Annotated in this window: 16 protein-coding genes; 1 reads left to right on the forward strand and 15 read right to left on the reverse strand. The window is 60.9% G+C overall.

Annotation, left to right across the window (positions count from 1 at the left end; genetic code table 11):
* The first annotated feature begins 28 nt into the window (after positions 1 to 28).
* The gene (locus tag LCQ44_RS08875) at positions 29 to 793 is read left to right on the forward strand and encodes an aminoglycoside phosphotransferase family protein (RefSeq protein WP_006236119.1); all 765 of its coding nucleotides are present in this window, start codon (positions 29 to 31) and stop codon (positions 791 to 793) included.
* Between the two features lie 178 nt (positions 794 to 971).
* On the opposite strand, the gene LCQ44_RS08880 is transcribed toward LCQ44_RS08875, so the two are convergent.
* The 15 genes from LCQ44_RS08880 to LCQ44_RS08950 form a co-directional block, all read right to left on the reverse strand.
* Positions 972 to 2693 carry a proline--tRNA ligase gene (locus LCQ44_RS08880; protein ID WP_225093641.1) on the reverse strand — a complete coding sequence of 574 codons (1722 nt, stop codon included), beginning with the start codon at positions 2691 to 2693 and terminating at the stop codon, positions 972 to 974.
* Positions 2694 to 3776 (reverse strand): flavodoxin-dependent (E)-4-hydroxy-3-methylbut-2-enyl-diphosphate synthase, encoded by a 1083-nt coding sequence (gene ispG, locus LCQ44_RS08885; protein WP_225093642.1) that lies wholly within the window; start codon positions 3774 to 3776, stop codon positions 2694 to 2696.
* 13 nt (positions 3777 to 3789) lie between these two features.
* Entirely contained in the window at positions 3790 to 5151 is a 1362-nt protein-coding gene (locus LCQ44_RS08890; protein WP_225093643.1) for a M50 family metallopeptidase, read from the reverse strand.
* 24 nt (positions 5152 to 5175) lie between these two features.
* Positions 5176 to 6363, reverse strand: a complete 1188-nt coding sequence (gene dxr, locus LCQ44_RS08895; protein ID WP_225093644.1) for a 1-deoxy-D-xylulose-5-phosphate reductoisomerase — start codon at positions 6361 to 6363, stop codon at positions 5176 to 5178.
* Positions 6363 to 7277 (reverse strand): phosphatidate cytidylyltransferase, encoded by a 915-nt coding sequence (locus tag LCQ44_RS08900; RefSeq protein ID WP_225093645.1) that lies wholly within the window; start codon positions 7275 to 7277, stop codon positions 6363 to 6365. Before LCQ44_RS08900 ends, dxr begins: the two co-directional genes overlap by 1 nt.
* 2 nt (positions 7278 to 7279) lie before the next feature.
* Positions 7280 to 8074 carry an isoprenyl transferase gene (locus LCQ44_RS08905; RefSeq protein WP_138112674.1) on the reverse strand — a complete coding sequence of 265 codons (795 nt, stop codon included), beginning with the start codon at positions 8072 to 8074 and terminating at the stop codon, positions 7280 to 7282.
* A 1-nt stretch (position 8075) separates the two neighbouring features.
* Positions 8076 to 8612: a ribosome recycling factor gene (frr, locus tag LCQ44_RS08910; RefSeq protein ID WP_138112676.1), complete on the reverse strand. Its 537-nt coding sequence runs from the start codon at positions 8610 to 8612 to the stop codon at positions 8076 to 8078.
* A gap of 2 nt (positions 8613 to 8614) precedes the next feature.
* Positions 8615 to 9337, reverse strand: a complete 723-nt coding sequence (gene pyrH / locus LCQ44_RS08915) for a UMP kinase (RefSeq protein WP_118259777.1) — start codon at positions 9335 to 9337, stop codon at positions 8615 to 8617.
* A gap of 117 nt (positions 9338 to 9454) precedes the next feature.
* A complete protein-coding gene (gene tsf, locus LCQ44_RS08920) occupies positions 9455 to 10324 on the reverse strand; it encodes a translation elongation factor Ts (protein ID WP_225093646.1) in 870 nt (289 codons plus the stop codon).
* 45 nt (positions 10325 to 10369) lie between these two features.
* On the reverse strand, positions 10370 to 11098 hold the full coding sequence (rpsB, locus tag LCQ44_RS08925) for a 30S ribosomal protein S2 (protein ID WP_006236109.1): 729 nt from the start codon (positions 11096 to 11098) through the stop codon (positions 10370 to 10372).
* Between the two features lie 219 nt (positions 11099 to 11317).
* Positions 11318 to 12238, reverse strand: a complete 921-nt coding sequence (locus tag LCQ44_RS08930; RefSeq protein WP_161160301.1) for a tyrosine recombinase — start codon at positions 12236 to 12238, stop codon at positions 11318 to 11320.
* Positions 12235 to 13572, reverse strand: coding sequence for a methylenetetrahydrofolate--tRNA-(uracil(54)-C(5))-methyltransferase (FADH(2)-oxidizing) TrmFO (trmFO, locus tag LCQ44_RS08935; protein ID WP_195239256.1), 1338 nt, complete (start codon positions 13570 to 13572; stop codon positions 12235 to 12237). The genes LCQ44_RS08930 and trmFO overlap by 4 nt, the downstream gene beginning before the upstream one ends.
* Before the next feature lie 14 nt (positions 13573 to 13586).
* Positions 13587 to 14522: a DNA-processing protein DprA gene (locus tag LCQ44_RS08940; RefSeq protein ID WP_055250024.1), complete on the reverse strand. Its 936-nt coding sequence runs from the start codon at positions 14520 to 14522 to the stop codon at positions 13587 to 13589.
* The gene (locus tag LCQ44_RS08945) at positions 14519 to 16042 is read right to left on the reverse strand and encodes a YifB family Mg chelatase-like AAA ATPase (protein ID WP_195621721.1); all 1524 of its coding nucleotides are present in this window, start codon (positions 16040 to 16042) and stop codon (positions 14519 to 14521) included. The genes LCQ44_RS08940 and LCQ44_RS08945 overlap by 4 nt, the downstream gene beginning before the upstream one ends.
* Entirely contained in the window at positions 16042 to 16527 is a 486-nt protein-coding gene (locus tag LCQ44_RS08950) for a YraN family protein (protein ID WP_225093647.1), read from the reverse strand. The genes LCQ44_RS08945 and LCQ44_RS08950 overlap by 1 nt, the downstream gene beginning before the upstream one ends.
* Positions 16528 to 16638: the final 111 nt, after the last annotated feature.

The following is a 16638-nucleotide window of genomic DNA, read 5'->3' on the forward strand; positions in this document are numbered from 1 at the left end:
TCTATCGCATCGTTGAAAGGATGCAACCATGCTGCTACCCGATTCCAAGACCGAGCTCGTCCGCCGTGGCAACAAGGTCGTTTACGACCTGGGCGACAAGATCGTCAAGGTCTTTAACGAGACCAAGCCTGTCTCCGACGTGTTCAACGAGGCTTTGAATCTTGCCCGCATCAATGAGTGCGGCATCCGCAGCCCCAAGGCTCTCGAGGTTTCCCAGCTCGAGAACGCCAACGGCTGGGCGCTCGTGACCGAGAAGGTTCCGGGCACCACCCTTGCCGAGAAGATGACTGCCGAGCCCCAGCGCTTCGGTGAGTACCTCGAGATGTTCGTCGACCTCCAGATCGAGATCCACGGCTACACCTCCCCGCTGCTCAACCGTCAGCGCGACAAGTTCGCCCGCATGATCGACAGCCTTGATCAGCTCAATGCCACCACGCGTTACAACCTTCAGGAGCGTCTGGACGGTATGACCAAGGAGTTCAAGGTCTGCCACGGCGACTTCAACCCCTCCAACGTCATCGTCGGCGACGACGGCCAGCTCTATGTGTGCGACTGGGCACACGCTACCCAGGGCTCCCCTGCTGCCGACGTTGCCACCACCTACCTGCTCTTTGCCCTCAACAGCAAGGACCAGGCCGAGGCTTATCTGGAGCTCTACTGCGACCGCGCCGACATGCCCATGCAGGTCGTGCGTCAGTGGACGAGCATCGTCGCCGCCTCCGAGCTCGCTCGTAAGCGCAACGTGAACGATGAGTTCCTGAAGAACTGGATCGACGTCGTCGATTATCAGTAATATCTGAGCGATTTATTTCGCATCGGAGGCACAAAGGAAACCCCGCAGCTCGCATGGGCTGTGGGGTTTCCTTTTAGCGATTGAGTACGCCGACAAGATAAAAGGACGGCCCCGCATCTCCCCTATCTGGAGAAATGCGGGGCCGTCCCGTATATCGAACTACAAGCGAAATCGCCGATTAACGGCGTGCCGCCTTCACAAGCTCGGCGACCTTGGCGACGACCTCGTCGATCGCCACGTCCTCGCGCTCACCCGTAGCACGGTCCTTGAGCTCGACGGTGCCGTTCTTGAGGCCACGCTTACCCAGAACGACCTGATACGGGAAGCCCATAAGGTCGTTGTCGGCAAATTTAAAGCCGGGACGCTCGTCACGGTCATCGACGACGACCTCGATACCCTCGGCGCACAGGCCATCAACGATCTGCTCGCAGACGGTAGCGCACTCCTCCTTCTTGGGGTCGAGCGGAATCACAGCAACCTCGTACGGGGCAACGGAGACCGGCCAGACGATGCCGTGCTCGTCGTTGTGCTGCTCCACGACGGCAGCGAGCGAGCGAGACACGCCAACGCCATAGCAACCCATGATAAGCGGCTTCTCCTTACCGTCCTCGTCCATAAAGGTGGCACCCATGGCCTTGGAGTACTTGGTGCCCAGCTGGAAGACCTGGGAGACCTCGATACCGCGAGCAGCAGACAGCGGCTTGCCGCAGTGCGGGCAGGGATCGCCGGCGACGACGGTAACCAGGTCGGCCCACTCGTCGACGGTAAAGTCGCGCTCGGGGCAGGCGCCGGTAAAGTGATAGTCGACCTCGTTGGCACCGCAGGCCCACTGTTTGGACTCGCGCAGACTCTCGTCGCAGACCAGACGAATGCCCTCGGGCAGGTTAACCGGTCCGATAAAGCCCTTATGCAGCCCGTAGGTCTGGAGCTCCTCGTCGGTCATCATGCGATAGCCCTTGCCAAAGACGTGCTCGGCCTTACAGTCGTTGAGCTCGTGGTCGCCCGGAACAATGGCCACGACCGGCTTGCCCTCGGAGTCAATCAACGCCAGCGACTTGCGCGTGCCGTTCTCGGGGAAGCCGAAGAACTTGGCGACGGCCTCGATGGTGCCCATACCCGGAGTCTCGACCTTGGTGAGCGTGCCGTCGCCGGGACCCTCGGTCACAACGACCTTGGTGCTTGCGGCCTCGTCATCGGCAGCAAAGCCGCAATCGTCGCAGTACACGAGCGAGGCCTCGCCGGCGTCGGCCAGGGCCATGTACTCGACGGAAGTGTCGCCGCCGATTTCGCCGGAGTCGGCGACAACGGGCAGAGCCTTGATGTAACAGCGCTCGCAGATGTTGGCGTAAGCCTGCTTCATCTTGTCGTACTCCTCCTGCAGGCTCTCCTGCGTGGCAGAGAAGCTGTAGGCGTCCTTCATGATGAACTCGCGGCCGCGCATCAGGCCAAAGCGGGGACGGAACTCATCGCGGAACTTGTCCTGAATGTGGTACAGGTTGACGGGCAGCTGCTTATACGAGCGCAGCTCGTTGCGCACCAGGGCCGTGACGGTCTCCTCGTGCGTGGGGCCCAGCACAAACTCGCGGCCATGACGGTCGTCAAAGCGCACGAGCTCCTTGCCATAGGCATCGATGCGGCCGGACTCACGCCACAGCTCCGCATCGACCATAATGGGCATCATGAGCTCCTGGGCGCCGGCGGCGTCCATCTCGTCGCGCACGATGTTCTCGATCTTACGAATCGAGCGCCAAGCGAGCGGCAGATAGGAATACAGGCCGGCGGCCTCCTTGCGGATCATACCGGCACGAAGCAGTAGACGATGGCTTGCAAGCTCGGCGTCGGCCGGATCCTCTTTGAGCGTCGGCGCATAGAGCTTAGACATATACATTGCTCGGGTCATTTATTTCTCCTCAATAAGCTTGTCGACCTCGGCCATAAGCGCGTCGACAATTTGGTCCTCAGCTACTTTACCAATGATCTGGCCATGCGAAAAGAGCAGGGCCTGACCACGTCCGCAAGCAACGCCCAGGTCGGCATCAGAAGCCTCACCGGGGCCATTAACGGCACATCCCATCACGGCGATGGAAAGCGGCGCGGAATAGTTCTTCAGTCGCTCGGTAACCTCCTCGGCGATGGGAATGAGGTTGACCTGGCAACGAGCGCACGTGGGACACGAGACGATCTCGGGACCACGGCGGCGCAGGCCCAGCGACTGCAGGATACCCCAGGCGACCGGCGGCTCCTCGACCGGATCGGCCGTGAGCGAGACGCGCATGGTGTCACCGATACCCTCAGACAGCAGAATACCAAGGCCCACCGAGCTCTTAATGGTGCCCTGAAGCTTGGTACCCGCCTCGGTTACGCCCAGGTGAAGCGGAACGTGGGGAATCTCACGCGACAGGGCTCGATAGGTATCAAGCGTCGTTTGCACGCTATGGGCCTTAGCCGAAAGCACGATGTTCGTAAAGCCGCGGTCTTCAAAATGCTTGACGAAACGCTCGCTCGACATCACGAGCTTTTCGGGCTGCGAAAGATTGTCGCGCTCGGCAATATCCTGCTCGAGCGAGCCGGCGTTCACACCGATACGGATCGCGCACCCGGCAGCGCCCGCAGCATCGATCACTGCATCGACCTTGGCCCAATCGCCGATGTTGCCGGGATTAATGCGGAGCTTGGCGGCACCCGCCTCAACGGCGCCAATGGCGAGCTTATGGTTAAAGTGGATATCGGCAACGATCGGCACCGGCGACTCGGCACAGATGGTGCGAAAACCCTCAAGCGCGGCCTCGGTGGGCACACTCACGCGCACGATATCGCAACCGGCTTGCGCCAACGCGCGCACTTGCGCAAGCGTTGCCTGGACATCAGCGGTATCGGTGCAGGTCATGGATTGGACCACCACCGGCGCGCCGCCACCGATCTGCACGCCGCCCACATGCACGGGGCGCGTCAGCTCGCGCGGCAAAGGATGGGATAAAGACAATCCAAGCACTCCCCTACAGAATAAATCGAAGGATGTCGGAACGAAGCATGTAGATAAACAGCAGCGCAAAGAGCGCGATGCCCACATAGCTCACGATCGTCTGGACCTTGAGCGGAAGCTCGCGGCCCGCAATCTTTTGAATGATCTCGATGACCAGCTTGCCGCCATCGAGCGGTGGGATGGGCAGCAGGTTCATAAAGCCAAGCGAGAACGAAATGAGGGCGGCAAACGAGAGGAACGTGGCAGGGCCGGCAGCAGCGGCCTGTGAGGACATAACGCTAATACCCACAATCGAAGAAGACTGATCGAGAATCTCCATCGTATGCTGCGGCTGGAGCAGGCGCATCACGCCCTCCGCTGTCTGCACGACATAGGAGAACGACAGGCGAGCCGACGTGATGGGATCCAAATGGACCACCTGCGTAGAGGCGTACACACCTAGGCGCTCGTCCTCCTTGAGCGCGACCGAGGTCGAAAGATTCTTGCCGTCGCGCTGATACTCAATGGCGATATCGTCCTTGCCGGCGGCCGCTCCGATCGCATCGTACACGTCCATCCAGGAAGAGCACGACATGCCATCGACACTAAGAATCGCGTCGCCGGCCTCGATGCCCGCCTTGGCAGCAATGGAGCCCTCGTCGACCTGACCGATCACATTGCTATCGACCGGCACCGAAACACCGGCGATAGAGTAGATGCTCATCAACAGCAAAAAGCCCGTCAGGATATTGACGACAATGCCCGCGAGCAACATAAAGGCGCGCTTGAGAAAACCCTGGCCAAGATAGGTGTGCGAGCGCTCTTGCGCAAGGAACTCGGCCTCGCCGCACGGCAGCTCCCACACATCGCCCTCGGCAGTTGAATATTCGCGATCGAAACGGCGGCCGTCAAAGGTGGTGTAACCCGCCGCGTCTCGCGGCAGCGTCTGATACTTGGTGGGATAGTAGCTCGGCGAGGGCTTCTCCCCTTCCTCATACCAAGGCGCGATAGAGCCCCAACCCAAGAGCAAGGCGCATGCCTCGAGCACAACCTCCTCGGATAGCTCGAGCTCGGCGGCAAGGTCGGCCACGGTCACGCGACCATGACGATAGATAGCCGCGAGCACGCGATCGGCACACGAGACGTCGGTCGGATCCATACCGCAGATGGCAGCGTAGCCGCCCAGCAGCAGCGGGGTCACGCCAAACTTGGTTCCAATGCGACGCGACGTGTAATGGATGTCAAAGCGGCACGGCAGGCCCAAAAAGAACTCGGTCACGCGGACGCCGCAGGCACGCGCCGCCAAAAAGTGGCCGCCCTCGTGCAAAAACACAAGGACGGAAAGCATCAGCAGGCCCCAAAAGACCGATGAGAGAACGCTCAGAACAGTATCCATAAATCGAAAAAGCAATCCTTATGATTAGGAATGGGTTGCGGCAAGCACCAGCGAGGCCTTTTCGCGCGCCCAGGCATCGATGTCGTGAAGCTGCTCAAACGAGGTAACCGCCTGCGCGTCATGCGCATCCATGCAGGATTCCACAACGCGGTCGATATCGGTAAAGCTGCAGCCGTCGTGTAAGAACGCATCGACCGCGACCTCATTGGCCGCATTAAGCACGCACGGCATGGTGCCGCCCGTCTTGCCGGCACGCTCGGCCAGCGCCAGGCAGCGGAACGTGTCCATATCGGCGGCATCAAAGGTAAGCTGCCCCAGCTCACGAAAATCGAGACGAGGCGCCGGCGTATCCCAACGCTCGGGATACGAGAAGGCAAACTGGATGGGAATGCGCATATCGGAGGCGCCAAGGTGTGCCATCACGGAGCCGTCGGCATACTCGACCATCGAGTGAATCTTTGACTGGCGCTGCACGACCACGTTGATAAAGTCAAGGTCGCAACCGAACAGGTGCATCGCCTCGATACGCTCCAGGCCCTTGTTCATGAGGGTGGCGGAGTCGATCGTGATCTTAGCGCCCATGGCCCACGTGGGATGTGCCAGCGCATCGGCGCGTGTCACGCAATCGAGCTCATCGCGCGTACGGCCAAAGAACGGACCACCCGAGCAGGTGAGCCAAATGCAGTGGGCCTCGCGCGGATTCTCCCCCAGATAACACTGGTAGATGGCGGAGTGCTCGGAGTCGACCGGAATGAGCTGACCCGGCTGCGCCAGCGGCATCAGCAGGTCGCCACCGACAACGAGGGACTCCTTGTTAGCAAGTGCAAGACGCTTGTTCGAGGTCAGGGCCGCATGGCTCGCTTCGAGCCCGGCAGCGCCCACAATGGCAACAAGCACACAGTCGACATCATCGCGACGTGCGAGCTCACAAACCGCCTGCGCACCAACACCGAGCTCCGTGCCCTCGGGCAGCTCCTGCAGCACAGCGTCCGCACCGTGGGCGGCGTCGGCAACGGCAACGGCCGGAACCGAGAACTCGCGGGCGGCGGCAACGAGCTCCGAGGTGCTGGAATTGACGGACAGCGCCGTTACCCGCAGTCGATCGGCATGCTGGCGACACACATCGAGTGCCTGGGTGCCGATAGATCCCGTACAGCCCAGAATGGCAACACGAAGGCGTCCATCGGAGCCATACGTCGTCTGGAATGACATTACAGCACGCCTCCGATCATCAAAAGCAGCTGCGCGGTAATGCAGCCAAAGATAAGCGAATCGCTACGATCGAGCATGCCGCCATGGCCCGGAATAAGGTTTCCGGAATCCTTGACGCCCACGCCACGCTTGATGCGCGACTCGATGAGGTCGCCGATAACGCCCAGGATGGACACGACTACGCCGCACAGCAGCGCATAGGGCAAGCTCAGCTTATAGAAATGCGTCGCCCACAAAATGAGCCAGATGAGCACCGATCCCAAGATGCCGCCGAAAAAGCCTTCCCAGCTCTTTTTGGGAGAAATCTTGGGGACCATCTTGTGCTTGCCGATACGACTACCCACGATATAGGCGAACGAATCGGAGACCCAGAGAGACGCGCAAACACCCACCGAAAGCAGGGCGCCGGCAAAACCGGGCACGGCATCGCGCAGCAACACGATGGCCGACAGCATAAAACCGGTGTAGATGGGACCCATGAGCGTCACGGCTACATCGGATATGCGGGTACGCGGCGACCAGACATACCAAATGCCCACCGCAAGCATCAGAGCAAAAAGCAGGGCATTCAAAAGCATCGAGTCGCCCAGTGCCGAGAGCGGAAAGAGCACGGCGGCAGCGATACCCAGGCGCTCGTTGGCCATTTTGCCATCGAGTTTCGTCATGCGGAAGAACTCATAGCAGCACAAGCCGCTCATGACGGACACAAAAATAGCCGTAGGCACGATACCCAAAACCAGACACAGGATAAAGACGACGGCATAGACGATACCGGCAGCAGCACGGGTAATAAAACCAGCCAGCCATGAGCCGCTGCCGCCCTTCGCAGCCGGTGCCTTGGAAGCAGCGGCCCTGCGCACAGGTGTCGAAGAGGCAGGCGCCTTGGGAGCAGTTGCCTTAGGACGATCAGACACGATTAAGCCTCCTCGGTCTTACTCAATCCACCAAACCTACGGTCGCGGCCCTGATAAGCCAAGATAGCCTCAACAAGACCCCAGCGATCAAAGTCGGGCCAATAGGTATCGGTGACATAAAACTCGGCATAAGCGACCTGCCACAGCAGATAGTTCGAAAGGCGCAGCTCGCCCGAGGTACGAATAACGAGCTCGGGATCGGGAAGACCGGCGGTGTACAGGTGCGACGCCACCATATCGTCATCAATTGCGGCAGGGTCAATCTTACCGGCGGCCGCATCGAAGGCGAGCTGACGGGCAGCGCGCGTGATCTCGGCACGGGCACCATAGTTAACGGCGAGCGCCAGGGTCATACCGGTATGGTCTGCACACTCGGCAAGACCGCGCTCAAAGACATCACGGGTCTTCTTGGGCAACGCAGAAATGTCACCCAAAAACACAACGCGCACGTTTTCGCGCTTCAGCAACGGCAGTTCGTCGATAAACGTCTTGGCAAACAAATGCATGAGAACGTTGACCTCGTGCTGCGGGCGATTCCAGTTTTCGGTAGAAAACGCATAGGCCGAAAGCACGTCGACGCCCAGGCGCACGCAGGCGGTAATAATCTCGCGCAGAGAGACGATACCGGCCTTGTGACCCTCGGTGCGGGCAAGACCGCGCGCCGTGGCCCAACGGCCGTTGCCGTCCATGATGCACGAGATATGGCGCGGAATGTTATTGAGGTCTAGGTCGGAAAAACCGACGCCCGCAGGGGCGTCGGCAAAGTACTCGACCAGTTTATGCTCGTCGTATTGCACCTTAGATCTCCATGACCTCGGCTTCTTTTTCCTTCAGAAGCTCCTCGACCTTGGCAACATACTCGTCGGTATGCTTCTGAACCTTGGCCTGCTCGCGACGAACATCGTCCTCGGTAAGCTCCTCGTCGCGCTCGAGTTTGTTGTTAAAGTCGCGACGGATGTTGCGGATAGAGACCTTGGCCTGCTCGGCGTACTCGCGGCACTCCTTAACGAGCTCGCGACGACGCTCCTCGGTGGGAGCCGGGAACGGCAGACGCACGACGGTACCATCAGAGTTGGGGGTAATGCCCAGGTCGGAGGCACTGATGGCCTTAACGATGGCGTTGATGAGCGCCTTGTCCCACGGCTCGATGAGCAGCATGTGGGCCTCGGGGGTCTTGACGGCGGCAACCTGCGTGACCGGCGTGGGAACACCGTAGTAATCGACGGTGATGTCGGACAGAATGTTGGCGCTGGCGCGGCCGGTGCGAACCTTGGAGAAGTTATGCTTGAGGGACTCGAGCGACTTGTCCATGTGGGCGGTGATGTTCTCTGCCATGCTTAATCCTCCTGATAGACGAGCGTGCCGACGGGCTCACCCGCGAGCGCGCGCTTGACGGTGTCCTCGCCATCGATGTTGAGGACCAAAATGGGCATACGGTTGTCCTGGCACAAGGCCGTTGCCGTGGAATCCATAACCTGCAGGCCGCGGACGAGCACCTCGTGATAGGTGATCTTGTCAAAGCGGACGGCATCGGCGCACTTGACGGGATCCTTGTCGTAGATACCGTCGACCTTGGTGGCCTTGATCAGAATCTCCGCACCGATCTCGCAGGCGCGAAGGGCCGCGGCAGTGTCGGTCGTAAAGTACGGATTGCCCGAGCCGGCAGCGAAGATAACGACATTGCCCTTGGACAGGTGGTTGATGGCGCGGCGGCGAATATAGGGCTCGCAAATCTCGTTCATCTGGATGGCGCTCATAACGCGGCAAGGAACATCGTTATGCTCGAAGGCATCCTGCAGGGCAAGTGCGTTCATAACGGTTGCCAGCATACCCATGTAATCGGCCTGAGCACGCTCCATGCCACCGGCAGCGCCGGCCATACCACGGAAAATATTGCCGCCGCCGACAACGACGCCGACCTCATGGCCAACGGCGAGCAGCTCCTTGACCTGCTTGGCAAGATGGTCGGTAACCTTGGGGTCGATGCCATAGTGGCCATCGCCCATCAGTGCTTCGCCGGAAAGCTTAAGAAGCACGCGTTTATATCGGATGTCGGACAAAGCGATCCTCCTTTAATTAGACTCTCAATATGATATCAAAGGCTCTGCTCAGAGCCATGAAAAAGCAGGCTGTGAGTAAAACCCACAGCCTGCTCATTACCAGCTACAAGAGCTTATTTACTCGCCACGGACCAGACGGTCGAAGGCAACGACGGTAATGGTATCGCCGAGCTCTTTGGAAACCTGCTCAGCGTACTTCTTGATGGTGAGGGAGCTGTCCTTGATGAACTCCTGCTCGGAGAGCACGGACTGCTTGTAGAACTTCTCCAGACGGCCAACAGCCATCTTCTCCTGGATGGCCTCGGGCTTGCCGGACTCGGCAGCCTGAGCCATGTAGATCTGCTTCTCGTGCTCAACGGTCTCAGCCGGAACCTGATCGCGGGTAGCGCAGATCGGGGCGACAGCGGCAACCTGAAGGGCAACGTCGTGGGCAAAGGTCTTGAAGGACTCAGCCTGAGCGGTCTCGGCCTTCTCGAAAGCAAACTCGACGAGGACGCCGATCTTACCACCCATGTGGATGTAAGAAGCGAGGGCACCGTTCTCGGCCTTGCGGGCAGCGAAACGGGAAATCTTCATGTTCTCGCCCATGATGTGAATCATCTCGGTGAGCTCGGAGGAAACGGTCTCCTCGCCCATCGGCTTCTCGAGCAGAGCGTCGACATCGGCCGGCTCGGTGGTGGCGACAACCTCGGCGACCTTGGAAGCAAAGCCGGTGAACTTGGCGTTGGAGCCAACGAAGTCGGTCTCGCAGGAGAGCTCGAGCAGAGCGCCGGTCTTGCCATCCTCGGAGACGAACGCGGCGACAGCGCCCTCGTTGGTCTCGCGGCCAGCCTTCTTGGCAGCCTTGGCGAGGCCGTTCTTACGCAGAACGTCAACAGCGGCGTCCATGTCGCCGTCAGCCTCGACGAGAGCCTTCTTGCACTCCATCATCGGGGAGTCGGTCATCTCGCGGAGCTGCTTGACCATAGCGGCGGTAATCTGGGCCATTGTGGTTCCTTTCAAAGAGATGAAAAAGACTTAAATAGGACTGATTTACTCGGCCTTGGGCTCAGCGGCCATCTCGGCCTCGGAGACCTGCTCCTTGCCGGAGCCGGCGAGGCAGGCGTCAGCCATGAGCTCGCACATAAGGGTGACAGCGGAGATAGCGTCATCGTTGCAGGGGATGCCGTACTCGACCTCGTCGGGATCGGAGTTGGTGTCGATCAGAGCGACGACGGGGATGTTCAGGCGCTGGGCCTCCTTGATGGCGTTCTCCTCGCGCTTGGTGTCGATGACGAACAGAGCCTGGGGCAGACCCTTCATGTCGCGGGCGCCACCGAGGTTGGTCTGGAGCTTAGTGAGCTCCTTGCCCAGAACAGCCTGCTCCTTCTTGGGCAGCACTGCCATACGGCCGTCCTCGACCATGGCCTCGAGCTCCTCCATGCGGTTGATGCGGGAGCGGATGGTGACGAAGTTGGTCAGCATACCGCCGAGCCAACGCTGGTTGATGTAAGGCATGTTGGCGCGCTCAGCGGCGTTCTTGACGGCCTCCTGAGCCTGCTTCTTGGTGCCGACGAACAGCACGTTGCCACCCTTGGCAACGTTCTTGACGAAGGTATAGGCCTGGTCGGCGTCAAGGATGGTCTGCTTGAGGTCGAGGATGTAGATGCCGTTGCGCTCACCGAAGATGAACGGCTTCATCTTGGGGTTCCAGCGACGGGTCTGGTGACCGAAGTGGCAGCCGGCCTCGAGCAGGGTGCGGATATTAATCTTGGTAGCCATGTTAAACCTCCTGTGGTTTGCCTCCGCGCGGGGTCATCCTCCAAAACCAACCCGGACATGTGCTACCAAAGCCCGGGCACCACGGTATGAAGTAGCCGCGCGTGCGTGATAAAAACCTGTTGCCGTGAAGCAACCCGATGAATGATAGCAGGATTGCCTCTTCCTGCCAACCCGCAATCAAAACCACACACCTGAGCGCGGCGTGGGACGTCCCAGCCACTATTCGCCGCGGGGATGGGCTTGAGCCACAGCCCGCTTAAGCCGATCGGGTGTGAGATGCGTGTAGATCTGCGTCGTGGACAGGCTCGCATGGCCCAGCAGCTCTTGAACCGAGCGCAGGTCCGCACCGCCCTCGAGCAAGTCGGTCGCAAAGGTATGGCGCATCGCATGCGGGGCGATGTCGGCCGGAATGCCGGCGAGCGTCGCCAGCGTATGGAACCGCCGCCGGAGCATCGCGGCGCTCATGCGATTGCCGCGCGCCGATATAAGCAGCGGATGCGGCCCGGTAGCGAGGTCGCGGCGCTTTGCCCGAGCGAGCAACTCCGGCCTCCCCTCTTCAATATAGAGACGCGTCACATCGAGCGCACGACGATACAGAGGGACGATACGCTCCTTGCTCCCCTTGCCCCACAGGCGCAGCGTGCGCTCGGACCATGAGATGGATTCCACATTGAGCGCCGCAAGCTCTGAGATGCGGGCACCCGAGGCATAGAGCAACTCGAGCATCGCCGCATCGCGCAGTCCCGCGGGTGTTGAGGTATCAGGCGTCTTGAGCAGCGCCTCGACCTGCTGGGTCGTAAGGACGCCCGGCAGGTCACGCGGCAGCTTGGGCGACGCGATCGCCGAGACCGCATCGCCCTCGACAATCCCCTCGGCAGCCATCCAGCGATAGAGAGATCGGATAGCCGACAGGTGCGCCGCAAGCGTTCGGGGAGCCACCTGCTCACGCGAAAGCTCAGCAAGATAGCGACGAATGGTGCGCACGTCGGCAGCGAAAGCATCAATATCCTCGCGCTCGCACCAGGCAGCAAAGCGCTCCAGTCTCGAGCCATAGGCCGTCACCGTGTTGGGAGAAAGCCCCTCAACGCGTGCGATATAGGCGATAAAAGAGTCGACGGTGTCGTACAGGTCAAAGGCTATGACCGGTCGCCTCCAAACAAGTCGGAACGCGTGGCCAAGTAGGCATCGAGGGCCTCGAGCGCACGGTCCGCATAGGCCTGATAGCGGTCGCGCTTGCTGCGGCGCTTACCGTCCTCGAGCGGCGGCACCAGGCCAAAGTTGACATGCATGGGCTGATAGCCCACGGTGGCAGGATCGGTCGCATAGCCCACGAGCGCACCCAGGGCGCCCACGCGGGGCAACTCGACGGAATCGGCGCCGATAGCCTCTGCATAGGTGTTGAGCGCCGCGAGCAGACCGGTCGCCACGGCTTCCATGTACCCCTCGGTGCCGGTGATCTGACCGGCCAGGCGCACGCCGGTACCGGGCACGGCAAAGGTGCCATCGAGCACGTGCGGGGCGTCGACAAAGGTATTGCGGTGCATGACACCGTAGCGGAAGAACTCAGCGTTCTCCAGGCCCGGCACCATATGGAAGACGCGCTTCTGCTCGCCAAAGGTCAGGTTGGTCTGGAAGCCCACCAGGTTATAGGCGGTCTTCTCCTTGTTCTCGGCACGCAGCTGAATCGCCGCCCAAGGGCGACGTCCGGTACGCGGGTCGGTGAGGCCGACGGGCTTCATGGCGCCAAAGCGAATGGCGTCCTTGCCGGTGCGCGCAACCTCCTCGGCAGGCTGGCAGGCCTGGAACAGATCGCCGCCCTCAAAGTCCTTGAGCACCACGCGGTCGGCCGTGGTGAGCGCCTCGATAAAGGCCTCGTACTCCTCCTTGTTGAGCGGAGCGTTGAGATAGTCGCCGCTCCCCTGCTCCTCGTAGCGCGACTGCGAAAACAGCACGTCCATATCGAGCGTGGAGGCATCGACGATCGGCGCCGCGGCATCGAAGAACGCAAGGGCGTCGCCACCGACGAGCTTCATGACCTCTTCGCTCAGCGCCGGTGAACACAGCGGGCCCGCGGCAATGACCACGTGGCCCTCGGGGATCTGGGTGACCTCGCCGTGAACGACCTCGATATTGGGGCGGGCGGCAACCTCAGCCTCGACGAGCTCGGAGAATGTAACACGGTCGACCGCCAGGGCGCCACCAGCGGGAACAGCAGCGCGATGAGCGCAGTCGAGCAGCACCGAGCCCATACGCTCAAGCTCGGCCTTCAGCAAACCAGCCGCGGAATCCGGACGGGTCGACTTAAACGAATTGGAGCAGACGAGCTCTGCCAGGTGATCGGTATGGTGGGCCGGGGAGCTCACCTGGGGGCGCATCTCGCACAGCTTTACGGCAAACCCGCGGTCTGCCAGCTGGATCGCGCATTCCGAACCCGCCAGACCGCCACCGATAACCGTCACCTGATCGAACTGCATCTGCAAACACCTTTCTAATTGACACGTTTTCCATTGTGACCGAAGGGCGTCTGGGCGTGAAGGGCAAACTTGGAGGGCGCATACCTTCCATCCATCATGCGCTCGATAAGGCCCTCGAGTTCAAGCGAACCCAAGAGTTTGAGTACGCCGACAGCATCGAGTGAGACGAGCGCCGCGATGTCGTCGACCTTGAGCGGAGAGGCGATGAGCGCATGCATCACGGTCTGCTGTGTTGGATTCAGGTCGGCAATGCCGGGAGCATCGGGGCGCGAGTAGCGCAGGGTGCCGTATATGCGAGAGATAGCCATCTCGATGGACTCCTCGTCGACAATGCAGCAGGCACCGTTCGCAATGAGGTAATTCGTGCCACGCGACTCGGGCGATAGGATCGACCCCGGCACGGCAAGAAGTTCGCGCCCCAAATCCATAGCAGCCTCGGCTGTAGAAAACGTCCCGGAAGGCATACCCGCCTCGGATACAAAGAGGGCTTGCGACAGGGCCGCGATCACGCGATTGCGACGCGGAAAGGCAAACTTGCGCGGACCCATGCCCCACGGAGAGATCGACACGACCGCGCCGCCCGTATCGAGCGTGCGCGTAATAAGCCCCGCGCTCGAACGCGGGTAGACCACGTCGGCGCCCGTCCCCAGCACCACGACGTGTTTGCCGCCGGCGTTGACCGCAGCCCAACCCGAGGCCTGGTCACAACCGACCGCACCGCCCGAAACTACCGTCACTCCCGCCTCAACCGCCACCTTCGCCGCAAGCTCTGCCACGGCAAGACCATACGGCGAGGCCTTTCGCGCACCGATGATGGAGAGCGCGGGCGTCGAAAGCGCCTCGGGGTTGCCGCGCACATAGAGCGTCTGAGGTACATCAGAAAGCTCCAAAACGGTCTCGGGATACAACGCGTCACCTGGATGCAGCTCGAAGGTCCCCTCAGCCATCATTGGTCCCTCCTTCCCTGGTACATCGCCGCCTCGAGCACGTGGTCCTGCGTCACCTGCTCGCTCTCGGCGACATCTGCGATCGTGCGCGCAATGCGAACAAGGCGCACGATGCCACGCCCTGTGAGATGCGTGCGCTTCGACAGGCCGAGCACACACTTCTCCGCCGCATCATCGAGCTCAAAGGTCGAAACGACGCCGTCAATGGACCGAGTATCGTCATCCTCGGCCTCGGCATCCGCATCGTCCATGCGGGATTCGCGCCAAGCGCGAAAGGCGCGACCGCGCACAACGTAGTCACGTAACTCGGCCGACGACATGCCCTCCGCACCCTCGATAATCACTTGAGGGTCGGGACGGGTCACATCGATCATCATGTCGATACGGTCGGCCAAAGGACCGCGCAGTTTAGACCGATAGCGCTCGACCATCGCCGCCGAGCAGCGACACGGCACCTCGCGATCGCCCAAAAAGCCGCAGGGGCAGGGATTGCTCGCAGCCAGCAGCTGAAAGCGCGACGGGAAGGTAAAGGCCCCGTCGACGCGTACGATCCTCACGTAGCCGCGCTCGATGGGCTGACGCAGCGTCTGCAGCACGCCAGTGGGAAACTCGGCAAGCTCGTCCAAAAAGAGCACGCCGCCATGAGCAAGGCTGATCTCACCCGGGTGCACCGGGCGCCCGCCGCCGATAAGGCCTGCGGTCGAAATACTGTGGTGGGGACTGCGGAAGGGGCGGTGCCCCGCCAACAAGCCATCAATGTTCTCACCCAAAACCGAATGGATGCACAGTGCCTCCTGCTGATCCTCAACGGAAAGCTCGGGCAGGATGCCGGTCATACGGCGTGCGAGCATCGTCTTGCCCGATCCCGGAGACCCGATCATGAGCAAGCCGAGTTCTCCTGCCGCCGCAAGCGCCATGCCGCGTTTAGCGACTTCCTGCCCCAGCACGTCTGCATAGTCGAGCTCGGGCTCAAAGGTCGCCTCGACGCCCTCGGAATCCAAGTAGTGCCGCGCGGCATCGCCCATGCCATGGGCAAGCTGAGACAAATGATCGATGAATCCACAATCCACGCCCGCGAGTGGCACATGCTGGTCGGACCTGCCGGCGATAAAAGACAGCCCCATGTCGCGAGCCAATAGCTGAAACGCTACCTCGCCCTTGACAGGAAGCACCGTACCGTCCAAGCCGAGCTCGCCGGCGATAAGGCAGCGATCGAGGTTATCACGGGGAATCTGCCCATCGGCCGCCAGAACCGCGATGGCGATGGGCAGATCAAAGCCGCTACCGGTCTTGCGAATATCGCCGGGCGCCAGGTTGACCGTAATGCCCGAGCGTGGGATCTCGAACCCGGCGGAGCGCATCGCGCAGCGAATACGACCGCGTGACTCCATCACCTCCATACTCGGAATACCGAGCATCTGAATGCCTGGGATGCCACCGGCAAGCGAGACCTCGACCGTGACGGGAATCGCCTCGACGCCGCGGATGCAGGCCGCGTGAACGGCAAACGTCTCGAACGCCATCACGACACCTGCCAATCGAACGCGTTGTACTGGTGCTCGATCTCGGCGATATGCCCGTCGCGGATGGTGACACCCACGGCATCGAAGCGAATCGCCTTGAGCGGATAATGCTCCATGAGATAGCAACTTGCGATGCGGCGGTAGCGGCGTTGCTTTTGGGCGTCCACGGCCTCCTCGGGAAAGACCCGCGTGCTGCAATCCAGCGCAACGCGTCTGGTCTTGACTTCGGCCATCACCACGACATCGTCGAGCTCATCGAGCAGCACCAGGTCGGCCTCGCCCTCGGTGCAACGATAACCCTGCTCCAGCAAGGTGTAGCCGCGCTCGTTAAAGTAGTCGATGGTGATCAGCTCGCCCAGCATGCCCAGCTCGCGAGGACTGAGTCCCTTGATAAACTCGGGCGTCATCGCCCCGCAGTCGAGCTTGCCGTTTTCCCAACACTCCTTGAGCTGCTGCGTCTTACTCTTTTTGCTTGCGGCACTCATGGGGTCTCCTTTCCCGCACACTGCATTGCCCCGATGATGAGAGCACCTTTCATGCGGGTAAGTACCGGAAGCAAACCAAAAGCTGACCAAATGCCGTCAAAAAACGGGCCG

The organism is Collinsella aerofaciens, from assembly GCF_020181355.1.
Classification (GTDB): domain Bacteria; phylum Actinomycetota; class Coriobacteriia; order Coriobacteriales; family Coriobacteriaceae; genus Collinsella.

Excerpts from the sequence above, each read along its gene's own strand:
- LCQ44_RS08875 (WP_006236119.1), top strand. The coding sequence starts at position 29 with ATGCTGCTACCCGATTCCAAGACCGAGCTCGTCCGCCGTGGCAACAAG.
- LCQ44_RS08880 (WP_225093641.1), bottom strand. The coding sequence starts at position 2,693 with ATGACCCGAGCAATGTATATGTCTAAGCTCTATGCGCCGACGCTCAAA.
- LCQ44_RS08890 (WP_225093643.1), bottom strand. The coding sequence starts at position 5,151 with ATGGATACTGTTCTGAGCGTTCTCTCATCGGTCTTTTGGGGCCTGCTG.
- dxr (WP_225093644.1), bottom strand. The coding sequence starts at position 6,363 with ATGTCATTCCAGACGACGTATGGCTCCGATGGACGCCTTCGTGTTGCC.
- frr (WP_138112676.1), bottom strand. The coding sequence starts at position 8,612 with ATGGCAGAGAACATCACCGCCCACATGGACAAGTCGCTCGAGTCCCTC.
- tsf (WP_225093646.1), bottom strand. The coding sequence starts at position 10,324 with ATGGCCCAGATTACCGCCGCTATGGTCAAGCAGCTCCGCGAGATGACC.
- rpsB (WP_006236109.1), bottom strand. The coding sequence starts at position 11,098 with ATGGCTACCAAGATTAATATCCGCACCCTGCTCGAGGCCGGCTGCCAC.
- trmFO (WP_195239256.1), bottom strand. The coding sequence starts at position 13,572 with ATGCAGTTCGATCAGGTGACGGTTATCGGTGGCGGTCTGGCGGGTTCG.
- LCQ44_RS08940 (WP_055250024.1), bottom strand. The coding sequence starts at position 14,522 with ATGATGGCTGAGGGGACCTTCGAGCTGCATCCAGGTGACGCGTTGTAT.
- LCQ44_RS08945 (WP_195621721.1), bottom strand. The coding sequence starts at position 16,042 with ATGGCGTTCGAGACGTTTGCCGTTCACGCGGCCTGCATCCGCGGCGTC.
- LCQ44_RS08950 (WP_225093647.1), bottom strand. The coding sequence starts at position 16,527 with ATGAGTGCCGCAAGCAAAAAGAGTAAGACGCAGCAGCTCAAGGAGTGT.